The 23,421-nt window shown below is 41.7% G+C and carries 22 protein-coding genes; 11 read left to right on the plus strand and 11 right to left on the minus strand.

Annotation, left to right across the window (positions count from 1 at the left end; all coding sequences use genetic code 11):
• Positions 1 to 380: 380 nt before the first annotated feature.
• From H1A14_RS03740 to rpmH, 5 genes are read right to left on the minus strand one after another with little or no spacing between them, the layout of a single operon-like run.
• Positions 381 to 890 (minus strand): DUF2480 family protein, encoded by a 510-nt coding sequence (locus H1A14_RS03740; protein WP_194774888.1) that lies wholly within the window; start codon positions 888 to 890, stop codon positions 381 to 383.
• Positions 887 to 1,579, minus strand: coding sequence for a tRNA (adenosine(37)-N6)-threonylcarbamoyltransferase complex dimerization subunit type 1 TsaB (gene tsaB, locus H1A14_RS03745; RefSeq protein WP_194774889.1), 693 nt, complete (start codon positions 1,577 to 1,579; stop codon positions 887 to 889). The genes H1A14_RS03740 and tsaB overlap by 4 nt, the downstream gene beginning before the upstream one ends.
• Before the next feature lie 2 nt (positions 1,580 to 1,581).
• Positions 1,582 to 3,237 (minus strand): S41 family peptidase, encoded by a 1,656-nt coding sequence (locus H1A14_RS03750; protein WP_394355323.1) that lies wholly within the window; start codon positions 3,235 to 3,237, stop codon positions 1,582 to 1,584.
• Positions 3,218 to 3,622 carry a ribonuclease P protein component gene (rnpA, locus tag H1A14_RS03755; protein ID WP_194774890.1) on the minus strand — a complete coding sequence of 135 codons (405 nt, stop codon included), beginning with the start codon at positions 3,620 to 3,622 and terminating at the stop codon, positions 3,218 to 3,220. Before rnpA ends, H1A14_RS03750 begins: the two co-directional genes overlap by 20 nt.
• A 44-nt stretch (positions 3,623 to 3,666) precedes the next feature.
• Positions 3,667 to 3,825, minus strand: coding sequence for a 50S ribosomal protein L34 (gene rpmH / locus H1A14_RS03760; protein WP_194774891.1), 159 nt, complete (start codon positions 3,823 to 3,825; stop codon positions 3,667 to 3,669).
• Between the two features lie 151 nt (positions 3,826 to 3,976).
• On the opposite strand from rpmH, the gene H1A14_RS03765 reads away from it, so the two are divergent.
• Together H1A14_RS03765 and H1A14_RS03770 are read left to right on the plus strand one after the other, a co-directional pair.
• Positions 3,977 to 5,644 carry a M61 family metallopeptidase gene (locus H1A14_RS03765; RefSeq protein WP_194774892.1) on the plus strand — a complete coding sequence of 556 codons (1,668 nt, stop codon included), beginning with the start codon at positions 3,977 to 3,979 and terminating at the stop codon, positions 5,642 to 5,644.
• 97 nt (positions 5,645 to 5,741) lie between these two features.
• Positions 5,742 to 6,185 carry a DoxX family protein gene (locus H1A14_RS03770; protein ID WP_194774893.1) on the plus strand — a complete coding sequence of 148 codons (444 nt, stop codon included), beginning with the start codon at positions 5,742 to 5,744 and terminating at the stop codon, positions 6,183 to 6,185.
• Positions 6,186 to 6,474: 289 nt separating this feature from the next.
• On the opposite strand, the gene infB is transcribed toward H1A14_RS03770, so the two are convergent.
• From infB to H1A14_RS03785, 3 genes are all read right to left on the minus strand, one after another.
• Complete coding sequence (gene infB, locus H1A14_RS03775; RefSeq protein ID WP_194774894.1) at positions 6,475 to 9,396, minus strand: translation initiation factor IF-2; 2,922 nt, start codon at positions 9,394 to 9,396, stop codon at positions 6,475 to 6,477.
• Positions 9,397 to 9,468: 72 nt separating this feature from the next.
• Complete coding sequence (gene nusA / locus H1A14_RS03780; RefSeq protein WP_194774895.1) at positions 9,469 to 10,716, minus strand: transcription termination factor NusA; 1,248 nt, start codon at positions 10,714 to 10,716, stop codon at positions 9,469 to 9,471.
• A gap of 5 nt (positions 10,717 to 10,721) precedes the next feature.
• The gene (locus H1A14_RS03785; protein WP_194774896.1) at positions 10,722 to 11,192 is read right to left on the minus strand and encodes a ribosome maturation factor RimP; all 471 of its coding nucleotides are present in this window, start codon (positions 11,190 to 11,192) and stop codon (positions 10,722 to 10,724) included.
• A gap of 216 nt (positions 11,193 to 11,408) precedes the next feature.
• On the opposite strand from H1A14_RS03785, the gene H1A14_RS03790 reads away from it, so the two are divergent.
• The 5 genes from H1A14_RS03790 to rodA are packed head-to-tail and all read left to right on the plus strand — an operon-like array spanning position 11,409 to position 16,873.
• On the plus strand, positions 11,409 to 12,437 hold the full coding sequence (locus H1A14_RS03790; RefSeq protein WP_194774897.1) for a rod shape-determining protein: 1,029 nt from the start codon (positions 11,409 to 11,411) through the stop codon (positions 12,435 to 12,437).
• 7 nt (positions 12,438 to 12,444) lie between these two features.
• Positions 12,445 to 13,281 carry a rod shape-determining protein MreC gene (gene mreC, locus H1A14_RS03795; RefSeq protein ID WP_194774898.1) on the plus strand — a complete coding sequence of 279 codons (837 nt, stop codon included), beginning with the start codon at positions 12,445 to 12,447 and terminating at the stop codon, positions 13,279 to 13,281.
• Entirely contained in the window at positions 13,274 to 13,795 is a 522-nt protein-coding gene (locus H1A14_RS03800) for a rod shape-determining protein MreD (RefSeq protein ID WP_194774899.1), read from the plus strand. Before mreC ends, H1A14_RS03800 begins: the two co-directional genes overlap by 8 nt.
• A complete protein-coding gene (gene mrdA, locus H1A14_RS03805; protein WP_194774900.1) occupies positions 13,795 to 15,597 on the plus strand; it encodes a penicillin-binding protein 2 in 1,803 nt (600 codons plus the stop codon). The genes H1A14_RS03800 and mrdA overlap by 1 nt, the downstream gene beginning before the upstream one ends.
• A 1-nt stretch (position 15,598) precedes the next feature.
• A complete protein-coding gene (gene rodA / locus H1A14_RS03810; RefSeq protein ID WP_194774901.1) occupies positions 15,599 to 16,873 on the plus strand; it encodes a rod shape-determining protein RodA in 1,275 nt (424 codons plus the stop codon).
• Between the two features lies 1 nt (position 16,874).
• Here rodA and H1A14_RS03815 read toward each other — a convergent pair whose 3' ends face one another.
• Together H1A14_RS03815 and H1A14_RS03820 are read right to left on the minus strand one after the other, a co-directional pair.
• Positions 16,875 to 17,441, minus strand: coding sequence for an HD domain-containing protein (locus H1A14_RS03815; protein WP_228527573.1), 567 nt, complete (start codon positions 17,439 to 17,441; stop codon positions 16,875 to 16,877).
• Positions 17,442 to 17,694: 253 nt separating this feature from the next.
• Entirely contained in the window at positions 17,695 to 18,777 is a 1,083-nt protein-coding gene (locus tag H1A14_RS03820) for a hypothetical protein (protein ID WP_194774903.1), read from the minus strand.
• A gap of 35 nt (positions 18,778 to 18,812) precedes the next feature.
• On the opposite strand from H1A14_RS03820, the gene H1A14_RS03825 reads away from it, so the two are divergent.
• The 4 genes from H1A14_RS03825 to recO are packed head-to-tail and all read left to right on the plus strand — an operon-like array spanning position 18,813 to position 22,581.
• Entirely contained in the window at positions 18,813 to 19,139 is a 327-nt protein-coding gene (locus H1A14_RS03825) for a 2Fe-2S iron-sulfur cluster-binding protein (RefSeq protein ID WP_194774904.1), read from the plus strand.
• Positions 19,140 to 19,143: 4 nt separating this feature from the next.
• On the plus strand, positions 19,144 to 19,728 hold the full coding sequence (locus H1A14_RS03830) for a thymidine kinase (protein WP_194774905.1): 585 nt from the start codon (positions 19,144 to 19,146) through the stop codon (positions 19,726 to 19,728).
• Positions 19,685 to 21,892 carry a type IX secretion system anionic LPS delivery protein PorZ gene (gene porZ, locus H1A14_RS03835; RefSeq protein ID WP_194774906.1) on the plus strand — a complete coding sequence of 736 codons (2,208 nt, stop codon included), beginning with the start codon at positions 19,685 to 19,687 and terminating at the stop codon, positions 21,890 to 21,892. The genes H1A14_RS03830 and porZ overlap by 44 nt, the downstream gene beginning before the upstream one ends.
• Positions 21,892 to 22,581 (plus strand): DNA repair protein RecO, encoded by a 690-nt coding sequence (gene recO, locus H1A14_RS03840; protein ID WP_194774907.1) that lies wholly within the window; start codon positions 21,892 to 21,894, stop codon positions 22,579 to 22,581. The genes porZ and recO overlap by 1 nt, the downstream gene beginning before the upstream one ends.
• On the opposite strand, the gene H1A14_RS03845 is transcribed toward recO, so the two are convergent.
• Complete coding sequence (locus H1A14_RS03845; RefSeq protein ID WP_194774908.1) at positions 22,578 to 23,342, minus strand: hypothetical protein; 765 nt, start codon at positions 23,340 to 23,342, stop codon at positions 22,578 to 22,580. The two genes, recO and H1A14_RS03845, sit on opposite strands and share 4 nt — an antisense overlap.
• Positions 23,343 to 23,421: the final 79 nt, after the last annotated feature.

Raw genomic sequence — 23,421 nt, forward strand, 5'->3', positions numbered from 1 at the left:
GGTCATGTCGCCATGACCGGCCTGTTGTTCTCTGGCCTAAATTGTTGGTAAGCTTTCACTTACCTTGTCGTATCGTCTTACATTACTTCAATGAACTTGGTCTTATCTTTAAAGGATCATTTACCCTTTTGATAAGCTTGTTTTGAGCACTTTTCCTCAAAAGCGAGTGCAAATATCGGGAGATTTATTTTAACTTCCAAAACCAAAAATCAAAATGACAAAAATAATATTTTTGTCGATCTGGTTAAGGGATTTTATCTTAAGAATTAGGCAGTTGACATTACCTTATCCTCTAAGGGACTGCAAACATATGGCTCTTTTATAATATTACCAAATCCAAGTTGGCTTTTTTTAAAGAGTATGAGAAGATTTGTACATATTTAGACCCTCGGCTTTTTGTACAGAGGGACCGTACTGCAAGGCTCACCATACATGATGGACTTGGCATATGGCTTTAGCCTTTTGACCACTTCTCCATAAGCATAGAGTGGTACTGGAAATTTGCTGCAACCTTTGATGACTACGGGTACATTTTCAAAATCCGTGAGAGGCAGACTTTCCAATGCTTTATGAAAGAGATATTGATGAAGCGCAGCCAAATCCCCGATGATGCAATCCTTACAATTGCCTTCCAAATAAGTCACCACCAACATAAAGGCCCAATTAGGAACTATTGCGTCAACAGAACAATGTACAGCAACGTATTTATCAGCATACTGTGTCCAATCTAGAGACTTAAGCGCAGTTCGAAAATCCTGCTCTTTCAAGACCAACTCCTGAAACAAGTAAGGTTTTAGATCAAAGCTTACTTTTTCGGTGGGATCATAATATTTTTCCAGATCCAGTGTCTTGATGGAACTACCAGCAACTCGATTGACTATTTCACTCATAACAGCAAGGGGTTCTTTTTCGATTTGATAACCCTAAATTCTTTCAGGTAGTTCGGTTCAAAATAAGCCAAATCTTCCCAATCTTCATTTTCGAATTTCTCAAAGGCAAGCTTTCCAACTGTATCAGCCGTTGTGCCTTTGAACACAAAGTGAGCATGTGGATGTTCAATAATCGATTTTACCTTCTCCACGGCATCTCCCAAAAAAAATACCTGACCAGCCTCAAGATAATCACGAAATGAAAATTCATCAAGCACCACAGGACTTATCGGTAAAACCTCCTCACCTGAACCCTGAAACACCTTGGTATACACCTCCATCCTTCTTGCGTCGATCATGGGGATTACAAAAGCTGATTGAGGTACTATCCCAATCAGCCGATGCGCCATGGCTTTAAGTGTATCTACCCCTAAAAGAGGCAAATCAAGTGCATAGGCCAGCCCCTTGGCGGTAGAAACCCCAATCCTTAATCCAGTATAGGAGCCCGGACCTTGGGATACCGCAATAGCATCTAATTGAGCGCTTGCTATTCCTCCATGGTCTAATAGCCCCTCGATCAATGGCATCAGTTTTCTGGCATGAACGTTTTCTTGGTATAGCTCTGAAAGACACTCTAGAGCCCCATTTTTATGAATTGCTACAGAACAAATTTGGGTGCTGGTTTCAATAGATAAGATATACTTGCCCATGCTTAACGAAGCGGCTTCAACAATTGGGCATACAATTTCTGGTCTCTGATCAATTGAAGAGATTTGGCGATTTCCTTATCCCTATCCAATGAAGCTTCAATTACACCTTCCTGGTAATAATAACGACTGACCAACTCATCCTTCAGCGCATCTTTAACTTCATCTTTGAAGGTAATCAAGTCCTGCTCTTTACTATGTGTAACGCTTTTTTTGAGTTTTTCGATTTCTTCCTTGATCTCGTCGTAGTACTTTTCCTTTTCAGCGTATTTTTCCAGGTCTTCAATGGTTTTCTCCACTCGGGTAGTATAATCATAATCTTTATCCTGTAACCAATTCACAAAATCTTCATAGACTTCATCCGAAACTTCAAATGTTCTTGCTGGTCCAATGGATTCATTCTTCCTGAAGAATTCATTGCCATATTCAAAGACAAGGTTTCTAGCTACTAGGCTATAAATAATCGGGGCATAATTTTTTTGTTCTACAAGCTCATCTGGCTCTATGCCTGCACCGTCCATGACGATTCTACCCCCTTTGGTCCTAAATTCATTGCGAAGCGAATCAGCAATTACATTTCCATTTCCGGCAGTATCTTTCTTGCTGTAATCTATCGCTTGTATACACCGGCCACTTGGAATGTAATACTTTGCTGTAGTTACCTTCACCTGAGCATTGTAAGAAAGGGGAATGGTACTTTGCACCAATCCTTTTCCGAAAGTGGTTCGACCCACTAAAACAGCCCGGTCATAATCCTGCAGGGCCCCGGCCACAATTTCTGCGGCGGAAGCACTTCTTTCATTCACCAAAACTACCAAGGGGATATCTTTGTCTACCGGAGATTTTTCGGTTTTGTAGGTTGCATTTACGTTTGGCAGTTTTCCTATGGTTTTGACCACCTCTTTGCCTTTGGGTATGAAGAGGTTGACGATTTCTACTGCTTCTTTCAAAATACCTCCGGGGTTGTCTCTAACATCGAGAATCAGTTGGGTGGCTCCCTGTTCCTTAAGGGAAACCAAGGCCTTTCTGACATCGCTGGAGGCATTGGTGGTAAAATCTGTCAGTTTAATATATCCGACTTCATCATTGATCATGCCATAATATGGCACATTGCTGATTACTATTTTTTGGCGGGTTAAGTCAACTTTAATGGTGTCATCCCCTCGTTTTACCTCCACGGAAACCCCCGTATTGGCAGGTCCTTTCAGCAGTGCTGATATATCATTGGTCGGCTTGTCGATTACATTTACAGTATCTACTTTAAGAATTTCATCCCCAATTCGTAGACCGGCACGCTGGGCAGGGAATCCGCTGTAAGGCATCAAAATCATGTTGACGCCTGTTCTGTTGCCAATCAGGGCTCCCACACCGGCATATTCTCCAGTGGTCATCAACCTGAAATCATCCGAATCTTCTTCAGGAATGTAGTTGGTGTAGGGGTCAAGTTCTTCCAACATGGCATTGATGCCTATACTCACCAATTCATCAGGATCAATTTCATCAACATAGTAAGAGTCCAGTTCCCTGATCAGAGACGCAAAAATATCAAGGTTTTTCGCTATCGCGAATAGCTTGTCATTCTGGGTGAAAGAAAAAAGTGTGAGGGATGTGAGGACGATTGCCAACACCCATATTGTGATTTTATTCTTTTGATTCATCATGTCGTGATTGAGTTGAGGATGATTCCATCTCTTTCGAAATCTTCTTTAGCAATTTCCTGACTGCAATTTGTGCTTTGTCAAAGGTAATCATCTCGTCTGAAACATAAACGAGTGCAAACACCAATTTTGTTCGGCTTGGTAATGTTAAAAGATGTTTATTTAATCGATAGGCTTCTCTAAACCTTCTTTTAACTAAGTTTCTTTTTACCGCACTTTTGATTTTCTTTTTGGAAACAGAAAAAAGTACCTGATTAGTTTCACCTTCTTCTGGAACAAAATAAAACGCCTTGAAGGGATATAAAAAAAAAGAGGAACCTTTGTCAAAAAGTTCCTTTATTAACTTTTTAGAATGTAATCTTTCATTCTTTGGAAGTTTGAAGTTCATTGCCCGCACATTTACGCATGATGATACGAAAATTGCCCGATCATTTACTTCTTCAATGTCTTTTCAGAAGATACAGTAAGTTTGTGTCTACCTTTAGACCTTCTTGTCCTCAATACCCTTCTACCGTTGGGAGTGGACATTCTTTCTCTGAAACCATGCTTGTTTCTTCTTTTTCTACGAGAAGGCTGGAACGTTCTTTTCATCTTTATGTACTTTAGCTTTTATGGCAATTGATTTGACTTTCTGGATTACCCATTTATGGATACCCCTAAAAAGGACTGCAAAGTTAAATAGTATTTTTTTAATTACAAACGAGTGGATTACTTTTGTTGGGTAAATGAATCATTTAAGCCCATGGAAATCAGGATATCCCGACCCAACATCCCCTCCCAATTAATATTTATCAAGCTTTTGATCAATTGTAATGCTGAGGAAGTGATTTCCTTACAAATACCTTCTTGGCGGCCAGGCAGGTATGAAATCGCGAATTATGCCCAGAAAATCAAGGAATTCGAAGTGTATTTCGAAGGAAAGTCAATTCCTTTTGAGAAAAAAAACAAGGACCTATGGCAATTTCAAAGTGGCTTGGCTGGAAATTATGAAATCAATTATGTCTTCCATGCGGCCCAAATGGATGCCGGTGGCTCCTGGTCAGATGAACAACAGCTTTACCTTAATTTTATCAATTTTATATTTGAGGTCTTGGGTAGATCTGAAGAAAAGGTCATCCTTACTACACCGATGGAGGAGAATGACCTCGTTGCCACTTCCTTACCTTCTGCTGGGAGAGGGAAATGGGAAGCCATTAATTTTCAACACTTGGTGGATAGTCCATTGATTATTTCTCCATTTTTAAAGGAATATCTGTATAAAGTCGAAGACATTAAGTTCCACCTTTGGTTTTTGGGAGAGCTTCATTTTGATCCTGAAAGGTTGCTCAAGCAGTTTGAGGCATTTACCAGAAAACAAATGGCGTCATTTGGTTCATTCCCAGCTTCTGATTATCACTTTATGATTCAATTGCTTCCATTTTCCCATTATCACGGGGTAGAACACCAATTTTCAACCGTCATCACCCTTGGCCCAGCCGAAAGCTTAGCTGAAAAGCAAGGTTTATACAAACTACTCGGAGTAAGTTCACATGAGCTATACCATTTTTGGAATGTGTGCCGAATCAGACCGAAGGAAATGTTACCGTACGATTTTTCCAAAGAAGCCTACTTTCACAGTGGGGTCGTAGCTGAAGGGATTACCACCTATATGGGGGATTTGTTTTTGATTAGTTCCGGATGCTGGGACCTGGAAGAATATTTAGAAGTGCTCAGCCGGAAAATTACCTTGGAAGCCAATCAATTTGGCTGGCAAAATCAATCCATCGCCGAATCCAGTTTTGATCTGTGGCTGGATGGCTATAAAGCTGGTATTCCTGAAAAAAAAGTCAGCATTTACAACCGTGGGGCCCTGATCGCTTTGTGTTTGGACTTAATGCTGATAGAAGAAAAAAGCTCCCTTCATGCAGTCATGAAAACTATGTGGGAAGTTTATGGAAATCTGCAACTTGGTTATGACCTAAATGACTTTGAAAATATTGTCAAAAATTCATCTAAACACCCCCAGGTCATCAGACGGTTTTTTGAGGACTATATTTGGGGTAAGGAAGACCTTCTTCCACTCTTGACCCAACAATTGGACAGCATCGGCATCACTTTAAATGAAGCACCTGCTGAAACGCTTATGGCCAGCAGCTTGGGAATAAAGATTAATGAACATGGGGCTGTGATTCAGATCCATCCCAAAGCAGCTGCACATAAGATATTGATGATTGGCGATGAGCTCATTCACATCAATGGAGAGTCTTTTCAAAAGGGATTTTCCGAAGAAGGAAATAAAGTCAATCTAACATTCAAGCGATGGGAAAGGATATTGTCTACCAATCTAAACCTAGCAGAAAGCCCACTTTACAAAAGCTACACATTGAAGGCAGGTACTGAAAACAGCAAAAGGAAACTATGGTGCAATTAACTGGTTTTTAATCGATTGAGATTATAAAAGTCCCTAAATTATTACGTTTTCCGACTTCAATTTGGTAAATTTATAATGTACCAATACCAATTAAGCTATGGATACCATAACCAGAATTGAGGGTTGGGCTGACAAACATCATCCTAACTGGCTAGATTATGTTAGAATTGCTTTGGGTTTGTTCATTCTCTACAAGGGCATCATGTTTATTTCGAATACCCAAGCCCTTATGGATGTGACCTCTACGGTTGATTTGGCTTTTTTCAATATGGCTTTAGCTCATTATGTTGCATTTGCGCATTTGGTAGGTGGGATTTTAATTGCCTTGGGATTATTGACCCGGATAGCAATACTATTCCAGTTGCCCATTTTGTTTTTTGCAGTGTTTTTTGTCAACATCAAACAGGGATTTCTGTCCGCCTCCAATAATTTGGAGTTTGAAATATCCCTTTTGGTGTTGATCCTTTTGATTGTATTCTTGATTTATGGATCAGGCAAATTTTCTGTAGACCATTGGATGAAGGAACATCCCACCTGGTAAACCACTGACCGGACGGGCCGTAAGCAATTACGGCCTGTTTTTTTTTATTGGGATAAAAGTTTCAAAAGTATAAAAAAGGATATAGCCAATGATCCATATAGTTTCAAAACCTTTAGCCTGTTGGACCTATCCAAAAACCATAAAACATAAACGGGTCTGATCAATCCAGCTAGCAAACAAACAAGGGAAATCCAAAACAAAACCTGGATCAACACTAGCAGAGAAGTGATCATCTCGACGACGGATAGGAATTAAAAAAAAGGGGATGCTTTCGACATCCCCGTTGACTTTATTTTTTACGTTTGATTTCCTGGAAGTGATAGCCTTCTATGGTATCGTCAATATTAATGTCATTGAATCCTTTGATGGAAATACCACATTCATAGCCTGCTTTGACTTCGGATACATCATCTTTGAATCTTTTCAGCTGATCAATATCGCCTTCATGAATCACAATACCATCCCTAATGACCCTGATTTTGTTTTTCCTTGTCACAAAGCCATCAGTCACATAGCAACCGGCCACTGTACCAACCTTAGAAATTTTAAAGACTTCCCTAACCTGAATGTTCCCGGTAATGATTTCTTCAAATTCCGGTTCCAGCATCCCCTCAATCGCATCTTTGATTTGATTGATGGCATCATAAATTACAGAATAGTGACGGATTTCAATTTCCTCCTGTTCGGCCAGTCTTTTTGCATTGGCTGAAGGCCTCACTTGAAAACCTAATATGATTGCATCAGAAGCAGAGGCCAAGAGTACATCGGATTCTGAGATCTGACCTACCCCTTTGTGAATGATATTGACACTGACCTCGTCTTTGGAAAGTTTCAATAGCGAATCGGATAGTGCTTCTACAGAACCGTCCACGTCGCCTTTGATGATGATATTTAGTTCCTTGAAACTACCTATCGCCAATCGCCTGCCAATCTCATCCAAGGTGATGTGCTTCTTGGTTCGCATACTTTGCTCCCGGTTGATCTGTTCTCGGGAATTGGCAATTTCTCTGGCTTCCCTTTCGGAATCATATACCTTAAGAATATCACCAGCCTGTGGCGCACCACTAAGACCAAGTACCTGAACAGGGGTGGAGGGTCCTGCTTCTTTTTTCTTCTTGCCCACATGGTCAAACATGGCCTTTACCCTTCCGAAATGTTGGCCTGCCACCATGACATCTCCTATTTTTAAGGTGCCTGCCTGAACCATTACCGTGGCAACATATCCACGTCCCTTATCCAAGGATGCCTCCACTACAGTACCGATTGCATTTTTCGATGGATTAGCTGTAAGTTCCAGCAATTCCGCTTCAAGCAAGACTTTTTCAAGCAAATCGTCGATACCCAAGCCAGTTTTGGCTGAAATTTCTTGGGATTGGTATTTACCTCCCCAGTCTTCCACCAAGAGGTTCATATTCGCCAATTCCTCCTTGATTTTATTCGGATTGGCTGTTGGTTTGTCAATTTTGTTGATGGCAAAGATCATCGGCACGCCTGCTACCTGGGCATGGTTGATGGCTTCTTTGGTTTGCGGCATGATGCTGTCATCAGCGGCAATAACGATGATAGCGACATCGGTGATTTTAGCACCCCTGGCTCGCATGGCCGTGAATGCCTCGTGACCTGGAGTATCCAAGAAAGCAATCTTGTTGCCCGTGTCTGTCATTACATCATAAGCTCCTATGTGCTGGGTAATTCCACCGGCCTCATCGCTGGTTACCTTTGCATTTCTGATGTAATCCAAAAGCGAGGTTTTACCGTGATCTACGTGACCCATGATGGTGACAATAGGTGCCCTATGGACCAGGTCCTCTGGACTATCTTGGTGGACAACGATGTTTTCCTCCTCGTCAGGCTTGGTGAATTCCACTTCATGGCCGAATTCATCGGCAATGATGGTAATGGCTTCCGCATCCAACCGCTGGTTGATAGAAACAAACATCCCCAACGACATACATGTCGAAATGATTTCATTCACTGAAACATCCAAAAGTGAGGCGAGATCATTAGCAGAAATAAACTCGGTTACTTTAAGCACCTTGTTTTCTTCTACCCCTTCCAAGTTGTCTTTGGATCTTTCCGTTCTTTTGTCCCTTCTTTTGCTCTTTCCACCACCGGATTTTCCACCCCCTTGTAACCTTGCAAGGGTCTGTTTGATCTGATCTTGAATTTCTTTTTGCGTCGGCTCAGCTTTTTGAACCCTTCCCACTCCCTGAGGTCTTTGATTTCCTCGTCCAGCAGGAGGTTTCTGACCCGCTTTGTGAGGGGGCCTACTTCCGGATTGGGGTCCCGCAGCAGGTCTGTTGCCTGTGGCAGGAGTACCATCTGGTTTTTTGTCAATTCTTTTTCTGGGTCTTTTTTTCTTTTCTTTAGACCTTTCATCCGACGAAGCCACGGGTTTTACTTTTTTCTTGGCTTTATCTTTAGGTAACTCAATTTTACCCAAGACAGTAAGTCCTTTTAAAGCATCTGCTTTGGCGGAAATAACTTCATTAGGTTTTTCTTCTTCTGTCTCCTCACCCTTATCAAGAATTTCATTAGGTTGAGGTTGGGTTAAAGGCTTTGGTGCCACTGGACCTTTAGCAGGCTCTTTAATGACTTCTTCTTTCTGAGGAATTTCTTCTTTGGCTACGGCTTGCTCTGGTTTTTTGGCTTCAGGCTTAATTTCCTGAGGTGTTTCTTTAGGCTCAGACTTGGTAGTCTCAACTGGAGGAATATCAGCAGCAACAGGTTTTTGCTCTTCTATTTTTGGCTCAACAGATGGCTTAGGGGTCTCGGTTTTTTCCACTCCCTTGGGAGCCTCTTGGCCTTTTTTGGCGTCTAGGTCGATTTTACCCAACACGGTAATGCCCTGAAGTTTGGGTGCCTCAGTGGTCACCTTTTCTACAGGTTTTGGTTCTACTGCTTTCTCTTCTGGTTTAGGACTAGGCTTTGAAGGCTCTATTTTTTTCTCAGGCTCAGAATCTGATTCTGCCTTGATGGTAAACGTTTCATTATGACGCTTGCCAATGGAAAGGTGAGATGCCTCCTCTTTTTCCTGAGCTGAGGACCTAAACTCCTTCGCCAGCATGTTGAATTGATCCAAGCTGATTTTGGAATTGGGATTGTTCTCTACCTCAAAGCCTTTCTTAGCCATAGACTCCACGATGGTTGAAATACCCACGTTGAGTTTTCTTGCCACCTGGCCTAATCTCATCATTTTTTCCTCTGACATAAGCTAAAACCTCTCTAATTTTTTTCTTGACAGCACAAATATAACCTGAATGAATGTATTGCTGTCAAATATTTACTGTTCAAATTCCTGTTTTAATATCCTGAAGATATCATCTATGGTCTCTTCTTCCAATTCCGTCCTTCTGATCAGGTCTTCTTTGGTTAAAGCCAATACACTTTTTGCCGTATCTAAACCGGTTTTTTTCAACTCGGCCAATACCCAATCTTCTATTTCATCTGAAAATTCAGTAAGATCCACATCTTCCTCCTCTTCATATTCCGACAGCTCTCTGAATACATCTATCTCATACCCTACGAGTCTGCTTGCCAAACGGATATTGAAGCCGCCTTTGCCGATGGCCAAAGATACCTGGTCTGGCTTAAGGAAAACAGAAAGGCGTTTGCCCTCATTGTTTACCTGAATAGAGCTTACTTTTGCAGGACTAAGGGCTCTGGAAACATAAAGGTCGAGATTATCGGTATAATTGATCACATCTATGTTCTCATTCTGGAGTTCACGCACCACCGCATGGATCCTGCTTCCTTTCATTCCCACACAAGCTCCAACCGGATCGATGCGGTCATCATAAGATTCCACAGCCACTTTAGCTCTTTCTCCGGGCTCCCTGACAATTTTCTTGATGGTGATCAGCCCATCATATACTTCAGGAACTTCATTTTCGAACAAACGCTCCAAAAATATGGGGGAAGTCCGGGAAAGTATGATTCTGGGGTTACCGTTGACCATCTCCACTTTGTGTACGATGGCCCTGATTGAGTCTCCTTTTCTAAATCGGTCTTTCGGAATTTGCTCTCCTTTAGGAAGGATCAACTCATTGCCTTCTCCATCCATCAAAAGGACTTCTCTACTTAGGATCTGATATACTTCTGCTGAAATTATCTCTCCAACCAATTCTTCATATTGTTGAAACAAAAGGTCTTTCTCAAGATCTTTAATCCTTTGAATGAGGGTTTGTCGAGCCATCATGACAGCCCTCCGGCCAAACTCATGCAATTCTATCCGCTCATACGTTTCTTCACCAATCTCGAAATCCGGCTCAATTTTTTGAGCCTCTGAAAGACTGATTTTATCATGGTCCCAAATATCCTCGGAATCATCATCCACAATTTCCCTGATTCTCCAAATCTCCAGATCACCTTTATCAGCATTGATGATGACATCAAAGTTCTCATCTGTTTCAAACTTCTTTCGAATCATCGCCCTGAATACATCCTCTAAGATGCGAATCATGGTAGGACGATCTACATTTTTTGACCTTGCAAACTCTGCAAATGATTCAATTAGAACTTTAGCATCCATTTGTTTTATTTAAAAGAGACTAATACAATTGTTTTATTTATTTGATCAAAGACAATTGAGGTTTCTACCTCAACAGCTTTTTTACCTTTTTCTTTTTTCTTGGTTAGCAGAAGTATACTTTCCTCTGAAACGGAAAGAAGCTTTCCTTCCACCTCTTGACCATCCTTGAGCAGAACCTTTAGATTTCTCCCTATGTTCTTTTTGTATTGTCTCAGATTCGAAAGCGGAAAATCTAATCCCGGTGAAGAAACCTCAAGCACATAGGCCTCCTCTATGAAAGACCCTTCCTCCAATTGGTTTCCCAAAGCCCTACTTACCAAAGCGCAGGTACTGATACTTACACCCTGATCCCCGTCGATAAGCACCTTTATATGTTTTTTGGCGCCTGAGGTCACGATACTTACTTCTACCACAAAATGGCTCTCATCAGGTAGATGCTTTTCCACCAATTGGGTAATCGTTTCTTTTAGGCTCATTTTTGACTATACCATAATGAAAGAGGGGACTTGTGTCCCCTCAGTGTTACGACTAATACTTTGCAAAGGTAATAAAATTATTTTCGTAAAAAAAAACTGTTGTGTTTATTATAAATCGGATTTAAGATAATATTTTTGCCATCCCCCGTTTTATTTCAGCATTTAGAATGCTACCTTTAAAAGATTTATCAAAAACATAAATTAAGCACATCTAGCATGGGATTATTCGATTTTTTCTCCAGTGACATCGCCATTGATTTAGGAACTGCCAATACCCTGATTATACATAAAGACAAAATTGTAGTGGACGAACCCTCCATCATTGCCATTGACAAGACCACCAACAGGGTTTTGGCTGTCGGCAAAGAGGCGATGAACATGCATGAGAAAACCCATGAAAACATCAAAACCATTCGGCCATTAAAAGATGGCGTGATCGCTGACTTCTATGCCGCTGAACAGATGATAAGGGGTATGATCAAAATGATCCCAGGGCATAAGAAAGGCATGTTTCCACAATCTCACCGCATGGTCATTTGCATACCTTCCGGTATCACAGAGGTAGAAAAAAGAGCAGTTAGGGATTCTGCAGAGCATGCAGGCGCCAAGGAAGTTTATATGATTTACGAACCCATTGCCGCAGCCATTGGAATCGGCATTGACATAGAAAAACCTATGGGATCCATGATTGTGGACATCGGAGGTGGTACTACTGAAATCGCACTGATTGCCTTGTCCGGAATTGTAGCGGATCAATCCATCAGAGTGGCGGGGGATTCCTTCACCAAGGATATTCTGGATTACATGCGGAGACAGCATAACCTTTTGATCGGTGAGCGGTCAGCAGAAAAGGTCAAGATCGCCATCGGTTCTGCCTTGACAGAACTGGAAGAAGCGCCTGAGGATTACGAAATCAGGGGAAGGGATTTGATGACCGGCATACCCAAGGTCATTAAGGTGTCCTACTCAGAGATTGCCTTTGCCTTGGATAAATCAGTTTCGAAAATCGAGGAGGCGGTATTAAAAGCGCTTGAAATCGCTCCACCCGAGCTCTCAGCCGATATTTATGACAACGGAATCCATCTTACCGGTGGAGGTGCCCTTCTTAAAGGCCTCGACAGGAGGCTGCACCAAAAGACCAAATTGCCCATACACATTGCCGAAGATCCACTGAGGGCTGTGGTAAGGGGAACCGGAACCGCACTCAAAAACATTAATAATTTCAGAACCGTACTGATGACCTAAAGATTGAATGCAACGCATTTTATTGTTCCTTTACAGGATAAGATCCTTTCTCTTGTTTGTACTTCTTGAATCTTTGGCCATTTGGTTCATTGTAAATAACAACTCACCCCAAGGCGCGGTTTTCTTTAACAGCTCCAACAATTTTATAGGAACCATCCTTAGTAGCAAAGACAATTTTACCTCTTATTTCTCCCTTTCCTCAGCCAATGAGGCCTTGGTGGAAAAAAATACAGAACTACTTAAAAAGCTCGATAGGTTCACCCAACCCAAAGACAGCGTTTATTTGGTTTTGGACAGCAGCTTGTCATTGCAACATGAATTCCGATCGGCATTGGTCATCAACAATTCCCTTCACTTTAACCAAAACTATCTTACCCTTAACAAAGGGAGTAGACATGGAATCAAAGCAGGAATGGGCGTATTCAATGAGCAGGGTGTGATAGGTAGGGTCAAAGGGGTTTCAAAAAATTTCAGCACGGTGATTTCTTTGCTCCATACGGATAACCTGATATCCTCCAAAGTGAAATCTTCCGAGGTTTTCGGTTCCACCAAATGGGATGGTAGGAATCCCCGACAAGCAAAATTACTGTATGTACCAAGACATGTCATACTTTCACCCGGTGATACAATAGTTACTTCGGGCTACAATGCGGTTTTTCCTGAAGGAATTCTTGTAGGAAGAGTAACTGAAATTGGTCAGGGAGCTGATACCAACTATTTGGATATCACCTTAGAACTTTCTACTGATTTCAGTAGATTGAATTATGTTTATCTGGTAGAAAATCTATTAAAAACAGAAATGGATTCCTTGTATGATGCCTCCGGGATTATAATCGATGAGTAACAAATACCTATTTAACACGTTAACAGGCTTTTTTGTATACCTAATTGTCCAAGTTTTTTTATTAAAAAACCTGGTCCTCTTCGGTACTGCATTTTGTTTTTTGCACGTGGTATTTATATTGCTGTTACCCATAGAGACCAAAACCACTCCGGCCATGTTGATTGCTTTCTCTTTGGGGCTTGGGGTGGACATCTTTTACGACACCCTAGGCATGCACACTGCTGCCTTGGTCTTGGTAGCTGCCTTGCGCAGCAACTGGATCAAGGTACTTACTCCAAGAGGTGGCTATGATGAAGATTTGATCCCCTCAGTTTTGAACATGGGCGTTGGCTGGTGGCTGAGTTATAGCCTTCCTTTGTTGCTTTTGTACCATTTTCTTTTTTTTTATATTGATAATTTGGGAACAGATTTATACCTTCCCGTGCTATTCAAAACAATTAGCAGTACCCTATTCACGTTCTTAATGGGCATGATCGTACAAGTTTTATTTTACAAAAGAAAGCGGGGAATTTAATGGAAGAGAAAAGACCAATCATCATTATTTCAATAATAATTTTGATCGGTATCGTGTTATTAACCAAACTCTTTATGATTCAGGTTGCCGATGATAGCTTCCTGAAAAGAGCAGAGCGCAATGCTGTGCAAAGGTTGGTGGACCACCCTTACCGTGGACTGGTATATGACAGAAACGAGCGTATTCTTGTCTACAACAATCCCGTTTTTGACCTCATGTTGATTCCTAAAGAATTTACTGTACAGGACACAGCAAAATTTTGTGAACTTTTTCAGATAGATAAAGAAGAACTTGTTTTAAAATATGAAGCAGCCAAAGCTTATTCTTGGGTAAAGCCCTCCCCGCTTATCAAACAGATTTCTACTAAGGATTTTGCAAGGATTCAGGATTATCTGATCGATTATCCAGGCCTCCTGGTACTTACTCGGTCAGTGAGGTCTTATCCTCAACCCCGCGCAGCCAATGTTTTGGGGTACATCGGAGAAATCAATGCCCGACAATTGGACAGGGATACCTTGGAATATTATCGACAAGGGGATTACATTGGTCTATCCGGATTGGAATCTGCCTATGAGGATATCCTTAGGGGCACCAAAGGAGCTAAATACAAATTGGTCAATGTAAGAGGGATAGATAAAGGTGCCTTCAAAAACGGAGAATATGATACTGCTTCGATAGCTGGTAGAAACATTACCTCCACCCTGGATCTGGAACTCCAGGAGTACGGGGAAAACCTGATGGCTGGGAAGCGAGGATCGGTAGTTGCCATTGAACCGAAAACCGGAGAAATTCTTTCTTTCATCTCTGCTCCATTTTACGACCCGAATTTACTGGCTGGAGCCAACTTCAGTAAGAACTTTGGCCTACTTAACAATGACCCCGACTTACCCCTTTTCAATCGACCCATCATGGCAACCTATCCCCCAGGTTCTATCTTCAAAGTGGTGCAGTCCCTGGTCGGTTTACAGGAGGGCATCCTTACTCCCAACACTACATTTAGTTGTAACAGATCCTTGGTCAAATGCCATAATCACCCCAACCCGGTCAACCTTTTCGGGGCAATCAAATACTCCTGTAACCCCTATTACCACCAAGCCTACAGGAGCATCTTAAACCAAAATCTATCTACTAATACTTATAAAGATACCGAACTTGGCCTAACCAAATGGAGAGATGCGGTTATGAAATTTGGATTGGGAGGTCCATTGGGAGTAGATATGAACAATGAAAAAGGAGGGAGCATACCTTCTAAACAACTCTATGACAGGGTCTATGGAGAGGGCAGGTGGAAGTATTCCAACATTTACTCTCTGTCGATAGGTCAGGGAGAAATGATGGTAACCCCTCTACAAATGGCTAACCTTGCCGCCATTTTTGCCAATAAAGGCTATTTTTATACCCCACATCTGATCAAAGCTGTGGATGGAGACTCCACCAAAATACCTATTGAATACCAAACGAAAAGAGAAGTGGGAATAGATGCCCATCATTTTGACTTGGTACAAGATGCCATGGCAGAGGCACTTTATGGAACTGCCGCAAGAGCCATCATCAAGGACATCACTATAGCTGGAAAAACAGGAACCGCCCAAAACCCTCATGGTGAAGACCATTCTGTTTTTGTTGCTTTTGCTCCGAAGGAAGACCCAAAAATTGCGATTGCCGTTTACGTGGAAAATGCAGGCTGGGGAGGTAGGGCAGCAGCAAGTACGGCAAGCCTGATGATAGAAAAATACCTCCGTGGACATGTTACCCGCCCAGCTTTAGAAGATTATGTGATCAAAGGGCTATTCATTTATTGATTTGAGAAAAGACGATTTATATATCAATAAAATAGATTGGGTTACCATTCTGATCTATGCCTTGCTGGTGATCATTGGCTGGATCAACATCTATGCTGCGGTCTATGATGAACAGGTAGCAAAAAGTATCTTTGATTTTTCCATCAATTCCGGAAAGCAACTGGTTTGGATAGGGACAGCCGTGGTCTTGATTACCTTGATCATGGTGGCGGACTATCGATTGTTTGACAACCTAAGTTGGGTTTTATATGGTTTTTTTATATTGATTTTATTGCTCACACCCTTTTTGGGAAAGGAAATCAATGGACAAAGGGCATGGTTTGAAATAGGTGCATTCCGGCTCCAACCTGCTGAATTTGCTAAATTCGCCACTGCTTTGGCCTTAGCCAAATACATGGAGAGACCATCCGTGGATCTCACTAACCTTGAGTTTCAACTTAGAACTGTAGCCATCGTATTGCTACCCGTGGCATTGATCATGCTTCAACCGGATACAGGAACCGCCATGGTCTACAGCGCCTTTTTTATCATGCTTTATAGGGAAGGAATGCCACAGCGATATTATGTGCTGGGCTTGTCTGTGGTGACCATTTCCCTTTTGGCACTGGCCATTGAAAACAACCTCTATCTGGTCGGGGGAATTATTGTACTGACGGTCATTTTGATTTTGTTAGGGAAGAAAGACTGGAAGCGAATCGTTACCCTTTCAGGCTTGGCTTTGCTGGTCATAGCCTACAGCTACAGTTTGGATTATGTGGTTTCCAAGTTACCTCCCCATCAACAAAACAGGATCATGGTATTGTTTAATCCTGACATTGACCCCTTGGGAGTAGGCTGGAATGTGACACAATCTAAAATTGCCATTGGCTCAGGTGGTTTTTTTGGTAAAGGATATTTGGAAGGCACACAGACTAAATTTGACTTTGTACCCGAACAACATACGGATTTTATTTTTTGCACCCTAGGTGAGGAATTTGGATGGATGGGCAGTTTGGTAGTGGTATTTTTATTTGTGAGCTTATTGATCCGACTCGTCTTTTTGGCTGAGCGGCAAAAAACCAGATTTGCCAGGGTTTATGGCTATTGTGTGATTTCATTGATCCTTTTCCATTTTATGATCAATATAGCCATGACAATTGGACTTTTCCCCGTAGTGGGGATTCCGCTTCCATTTTTCAGTTATGGAGGATCATCCCTATGGTCATTTACCATCCTTTTGTTCATCTTTATCAAATTGGACAGTCACCGCATACAATTGTTGGGAAGGATGGGATAAATTAAATCAATTCTCTTGCTTCTATCAGCTTCAACCACTGTTGTTTTTTTGGCTCACGGTATTTTTGGGCATAGGGCGTGTGGAATCGATGGTTTTTTAAAAAATTGATTTGGAGAATCTGCCACTCTTCTTTGGATTGGACCCCGTTCATCCCTTTCAATTCCTCAAAGAGCATCTGACTGATCATTGGATAATCTGACCTCCCCAGATAATCCAGATCAGCATCACAAAGAATTCTTTGAAGTTGGGTTTTGGGACTCTGAGGTATTTGGGTAGCTAAAACTAGCTCTTTGACCAATTGGATATGAGCGGGTGCCATATTTAGGTCTGCCATGATTTTACCAGCCAGGTCCGCGCCCACTTTCTCATGTTGTTCCAGTGATTGTATAAACCCCATGTCGTGTACCAATGCCCCGATTCGAAGCAAATAGGCTTCCTCTTCCTTCAATTTCAATCTTGTGATGTACTGGTTGCACACATGCAATACATCAAGGGTATGTTCTTTACCATGGTATGTCAGGCAATCAGGCAATTGCTTGTCAAGAACATCCAAAACATGGTTTTTCAATTTTTGATAACCGGTCATCTAAATTACCTCAAAAAAGAAGGGTGATTTGTACTATACGAAGCTAATGATACAAAATAAAAACTATTTTTTCATAAAACAGAAAGGAATCTATCATTTTGCCAGGAAGAACAAGGCTTGATCCCCTTCCTATGATCCATCATCCCATTGGATGTCTCCGACTAAAAAACTCAAAACAGCCTGAAATAATGGTTTGACAGGTACGCTTTTGGTTATCGACTTTGCCCCATAAGATTTACCCCTTATGCTCAAATCTCCTGAAGACCAACTGCAAAAATTCGTCAACTTCCTCAGAATCTTTGTTCCAGCCCAATTGCTCCACATATCGCTCATTCAACAGCTGTATGGCTTCATGAAAAGTTCTGCATTGATCAATGGATTTTAAGGCCAGTTTCATCTGGTCAGGATTACCGTCAAAGAGGTTCTTGGTAAACATAAACCGCTGGTTGATCCCCACGCTTTGCTGAAGGTCGGTAATGCTGCCCTTCATAATATTGTATTCTTCGGACTCAAATTTGGCCCATACCCTAGAAGGGTCAATGCCTTGTTCGGTAGAACCAGTAAAAGTGTGGTGTTCAAAAGTTTCTTTTGAGTAATGTGCCTCTTTGTGCTCTGGTTCATCGTGAATCTCTACCTTATCTTGGTCTGTTGCATAACTTTCGGCCTCACTTTTGGGCAAGGATTGATGAACATTTTCAATTAACCACAATTCTCCAAAATTAATGGGGTGAACCGAATTCAAAGGATTCAAAAGAACTTCTGGTTTTTCCAGCTGATGTTTGTTGGCTTCATAATTGGCCTTCAGTGCCATTTTCAGTTCAGCATAGGAAGCACCCATATTGGATCGATCTATCAGGGTGCTCAATAGCAAAGGATGCCATTTCAGGTATTTTTTGGAATTTTTGAAATAGGTGATCAAGGTACCTCCTTTGGCCCGCTCTATTTCTTTTTGAAAAAACAAAAGTGGATCTCCGGCTAGAAGTATGGATTGACGCACCGCATCCCTCAATAAAGGTTCAAAATGAATCCTCTCAATTTTAATGGATCTAGATAATACATTCATGAAATCCTTGAGGGATTCTTGCACAGCAATATCTCTGTAATCAAAATAAGGATTAGATTTTAACTTTTCCAACTCTTCCTGCCAAGCCTCAAAAATAGACTTGATGATCATAAAATTGACCTGATTGCTGGGTGTAAGCTGTATAATTTCCTGCCCAGACATGTATTTTTTAGTCCCAAAATACTGGGAACATATCTTTTCAGAAAAGAGTTGTGAATAGGTTTCTAAATAATTGGTATTAATTTTATCACTCATTTGAAATGCGAATTCTGCTGTAAAAAGGATAATTTATGGCCAAAATAGTAATTGAAAACCTCTTCAACAAGGAAATCACTACGCGGCAATCTGAACGTAAAGTTATTGAATTAATTCATGAAAACTACATAGATTGGATGCATGCTTGCGGAAAAAAGGGTAGGTGTACCACCTGCAAAATGGAAGTGATATCTGGCATGGAAAACCTGGCCCCTTTGACAGGGCATGAACAAATTTTCAGAGAAGATGGCAGATTAAAAGCCCACCAAAGGCTATCTTGCCAAGCAAAATTGTTAAAAGGAACTTTAATAATCCGCGTGGCTGAAGAAAACAAATTCCCCCACCTCACATACAGCAATTGATTTTATGTTCATAGAACCTTCTTTAGGTACCAAGCAAAAACATGAACCGAAAGGACAGATCGAGGTCATCTGTGGGTCTATGTTTTCCGGAAAAACCGAAGAATTGATAAGGAGACTTAATCGGGCACTCATTGCTAGACAAAAGGTTGAAATCTTCAAACCTGCTTTAGACAAAAGGTACCATGAAAAGCATGTGGTATCCCATAATGAGAATACCATCCGTTCCACTCCGGTACAGTTTGCTGACGACATTCTTTTGTTGGCTGGCGACTGTGACGTGGTGGGCATCGATGAGGTACAGTTTTTTGATGAACAGATTGTCAAAGTTGCCACCACTTTGGCCAATTCAGGCAAAAGGGTCATTCTGGCCGGATTGGATATGGATTTTGAAGGGAAGCCATTCGATCCCATGCCCAAGTTATTGGCCATCGCTGAATATGTGACTAAGGTCCATGCCATCTGTATGAAATGCGGCAATCTGGCAGCTTACAGCTTTAGACTCTCCGATGACCAAGAAAAAGTGATGTTGGGTGAAAAAGAAAGTTATGAAGCAAGGTGTCGAAAGTGTTTTTATGAGGACAGACATTAAACAAGCTTTTATTTTTTTCCTGGTTTGTCAGTTGATCAGCCTACAAAATATGGCGCAAGGGGATATCCCAGTAGGAAGCTGGCGATATCATGTGAGTTATTCCCAAGCCGATGCCTTAACCGCTGGTTCAAATACACTTTTTGTCAAAGGCCCAAACAGTTTGTTTTATATAGGATTTGAAGAACAGGTACCCATAGGCCTTACCAAATTAGACGGCCTCTATGCCCAAAACTTCAATGTTTTTCAGTTTGACCAAAGTAAAAAAACGCTGGTGCTGGCTTATCCGGATGGAACCCTAGACCTGGTAACGGAAAGTAACATAAGAAACATCCCTACCATTAGACAAAATACGCTAATCCTGGATAAATCAATTCAAAAGATAAGGACATTAGTCGGCAAAGCCTATCTTTCAGCAGGCTTCGGCTTTGCCATTTTAGACCTCCAAACCAGGGTGTTTGAAGATGCCTTTCTCAATATTGGGCCAGAGGGAGTTCCCCTCTCAGTCATGGACATTCTACCGCTGGAAGACCTGTGGCTTGTGGCAAGCCCTTTGGGAGTTTTCAAAGGCAATCCTGAGAACAACCTGAGAGATTTCAGAAACTGGACACCCATCCAAGGGCCTCCAAATTTGGGTTTTATAGGTTTGGAAATGCTCAATGGAGTAATTTTTGCGCTGGCAGACAATGGTCAAATCTATCAGTTTATCGATGATGAGTTGGATTGGCTAATTGGTACCGAGGGGGTTAAGGATCTGAAAATACAGGAAGAGCGGCTGTATTTTAGCACAACAGAAGGTATCTTCCAGTTACAAGCCAATGGTAGTTTTACACTGGTAGAAAATCTGAGCGATGTTGTCTTCAATGACTTTGTCATTCGGCAAGACCAACTTTATCTTGCCTCTCCTAACGAAGGCATTGATTTCCCAACTAACAACAATAGTATTGCGGCAGCTGGCCCCAAAAGCAATCAGAATATTAAATTTAGTGATTCTGAAATTTTTGCTGTCCCCGTCATGGTCATGCCCAATGGACAGGCTATAGCAAGTAATGTGGCCTTTTCCAGTCAATTTAAAGCTGGCCTTTGGACAGAAATTGAAGCACCGGAAAATGTAACCTCAACAGCTCAATTTCAAAATAGGACCTATTTTGGCACCCTTGAGCATGGACTTTGGAGGCGAGATGGCAACAGTATTGAACAAATAGTTTTACCTGGCCTCAACTCCTCCTTCACCGTTGCAGATCTTACAGTAGATTTACAGGGGCAACTGTGGATTGCCATATTGGATGGGCAAGGTAGGATGTTCAAAATCACCCCTTCAGGTGAGATCAGCTCTGTTCCCATAACGGGCCTACAAAGGCCCAGAAAAATTCTGGTAGACCTTGCCAATAATTTATGGATAGTACAGGCATCCGGCACCAATAATCTACGGGTTTTCAATGAGCAGAGTGGATTGAACAGGACATTTGGTATCAATCCCAACCAAGGGAATCTGCCATCTTCACAAACTTTGGATATTGACATGGATAAAAATGGACAGTTATGGATAGGCACTACCCAGGGCCCGGCGTACTTCCTCAATGCCTCCTTTATAGACAACACCAATCAGGTGAATGCGGTTATTCCTTTGACCCAAAACCGGCCCTTGCTGGGCGACCAATCCATCACTGCTGTCAAAGTGGCTCCTGACAACAGCAAATGGCTGGGTACACAAAGTCAGGGCCTTTGGCAGATTTCTGAGGATGGCAGCGGAGAAATTCACCATTTTACTTTTCAGAATTCCCCTCTTCCAGACAATTCCATCCGGTCTTTGGCACTTCAAATCCAAACTGGTGAACTCTTTGTAAGAACAGCAACTGCCGCCCTTTCTTATAGGGGAAGCAGCATACAGGCATTTGAGCGATTGAAAGACCTTAAAATCTATCCAAATCCCGTCAGACCTGATTTCAATGGTCTATTGAGCTTGGAAGGACTTACCGATTTCAGTGACCTTAAAATCGCCAATTCCAGCGGCAGAGTAGTCTTCTCACTGGTGGTAAGAGGTGGAAAAGCAGTTTGGGATTTGCGGGACCAAAGTGGCAACAAAGTGGTGCAGGGGGTATATTGGGTGTATGTATTGGATCGAGAGGGAAGAGAAAGAGTAGCGGGCAAATTTTTGGTCATGTGATGCTGAAAAAAACAAGAGGTATAGTAATCAATTACATCAAATTCCGGGAAACTTCGATTATCGTGAAGATTTTCACTCGGGATTTGGGCTTGAAGAGCTATATTGTCAATGGCGTCAGAAGTAGCAAAACCAGTTCGAAAATCTCCTTCTTCCAGCCCATGAGCCTTTTGGATTTGGTTGTTTATGACAAAGAGGGGGCTTCCCTAAACCGGATATCAGAAGTGAAACTGGCGCATGCCTTTCGCCTCATTCCGTTTGATTTTTATAGGTCAGGCGTAGCCATGTTCATGACTGAGGTCTTGGGTAAGTCCCTATATGACCATGACAGCAACGAGGGCTTGTTTGATGATTTATGGGACAATATCCTAGAACTGGATGCGCCAGATGTGAAGCTCGGCATCTTCCCTTTGGCTTTTTTGGTGAGTACCTCTCAGCAATTGGGCTTTGGGGTGGACAATGCCGATGAGTTTTTTCTTCAGGTGTATGAAGATCCCAAGGGCAGTCCTTATGCCCTCAGTACCAAAAATGCCCTAGATGAGTTGTTACGTTCCAGATTTCAGTCTGTTTCAGGTTTAAGCAAAACCGAAAGAAATCAATTACTGGATGACATGCTGCGCTTTTATCAAATGCACTTGGATCGTTTTGGAGAAATAAAATCCCTCGGCATCCTGAGGAGCATGATGTATTAATTGACCTTGATTTTCTTAAAAGCGGTGCTGAACAGTCCTGTCAATTCTTCCCCATTTTCTTTCAGTAGGCTCAACTTCAGGTCATAATCTCCCTTTGGCAGATTTTCAATACGGATGGGATTGAGTTCACGGGTCTCATGGGTCCAGTCACCCAAGGTAAGCAAGCATTTGAGACCATCCTGTTCAAAGTCCCCACCTATCAATAAAAAATCGACCAGAATTTCATCTTGCTGATTGTATTCAGTTTCATTGTTCGGAAGATTGAGTACCAGATACGGCTCTTCCAAACCAGGGAAAGGTCTTGAAGCCCCTACAATAAAATCCCGGTCCACATAATTACCGAAGTTTTTCAGTGAAATACCGTCCGGGTCTACCAAAAATGCGGTCACCCGATAGGTTCCTGTATTAAATTCTCTGGAGAAGATGGGCATATTGTAACCAATCGGATCTTGGCCGTTGATGACTATTTTCAGTGGAAATCGCTGCAGACTTTCCCCAAAAGGAAAGTTTTTGATGTTGAATTCAAAGGGGACCCTACCAGGTTCAAATCGCTCATTACCTAGAGGCTTGAACATTTCCAATATGGCATCAGGATATTCATTTAGCTCCTCATAATGAAAAAAATTGATGCTTTTAGAGTTGGTTTTCGATTCAACTTCCAATGGTACAATCGTCTCGTTCTTTCGAATCCTTTTTTCTCCACATGAAACCAAAAGCCATGTTAAACCAATCAAACTCAGGAAAAGGCAGCTTTTACTCATTTTTTGGGGATTAGTGTAGACTTAAAGATATTTAAATTTTCCTGAAAATAAACTATCTTTCGGTATTAAAGGAAAAGAT

The sequence above is a fragment of the Pararhodonellum marinum genome (genome assembly GCF_015354735.1).
Classification (GTDB): Bacteria; Bacteroidota; Bacteroidia; order Cytophagales; family Cyclobacteriaceae; genus Pararhodonellum; species Pararhodonellum marinum.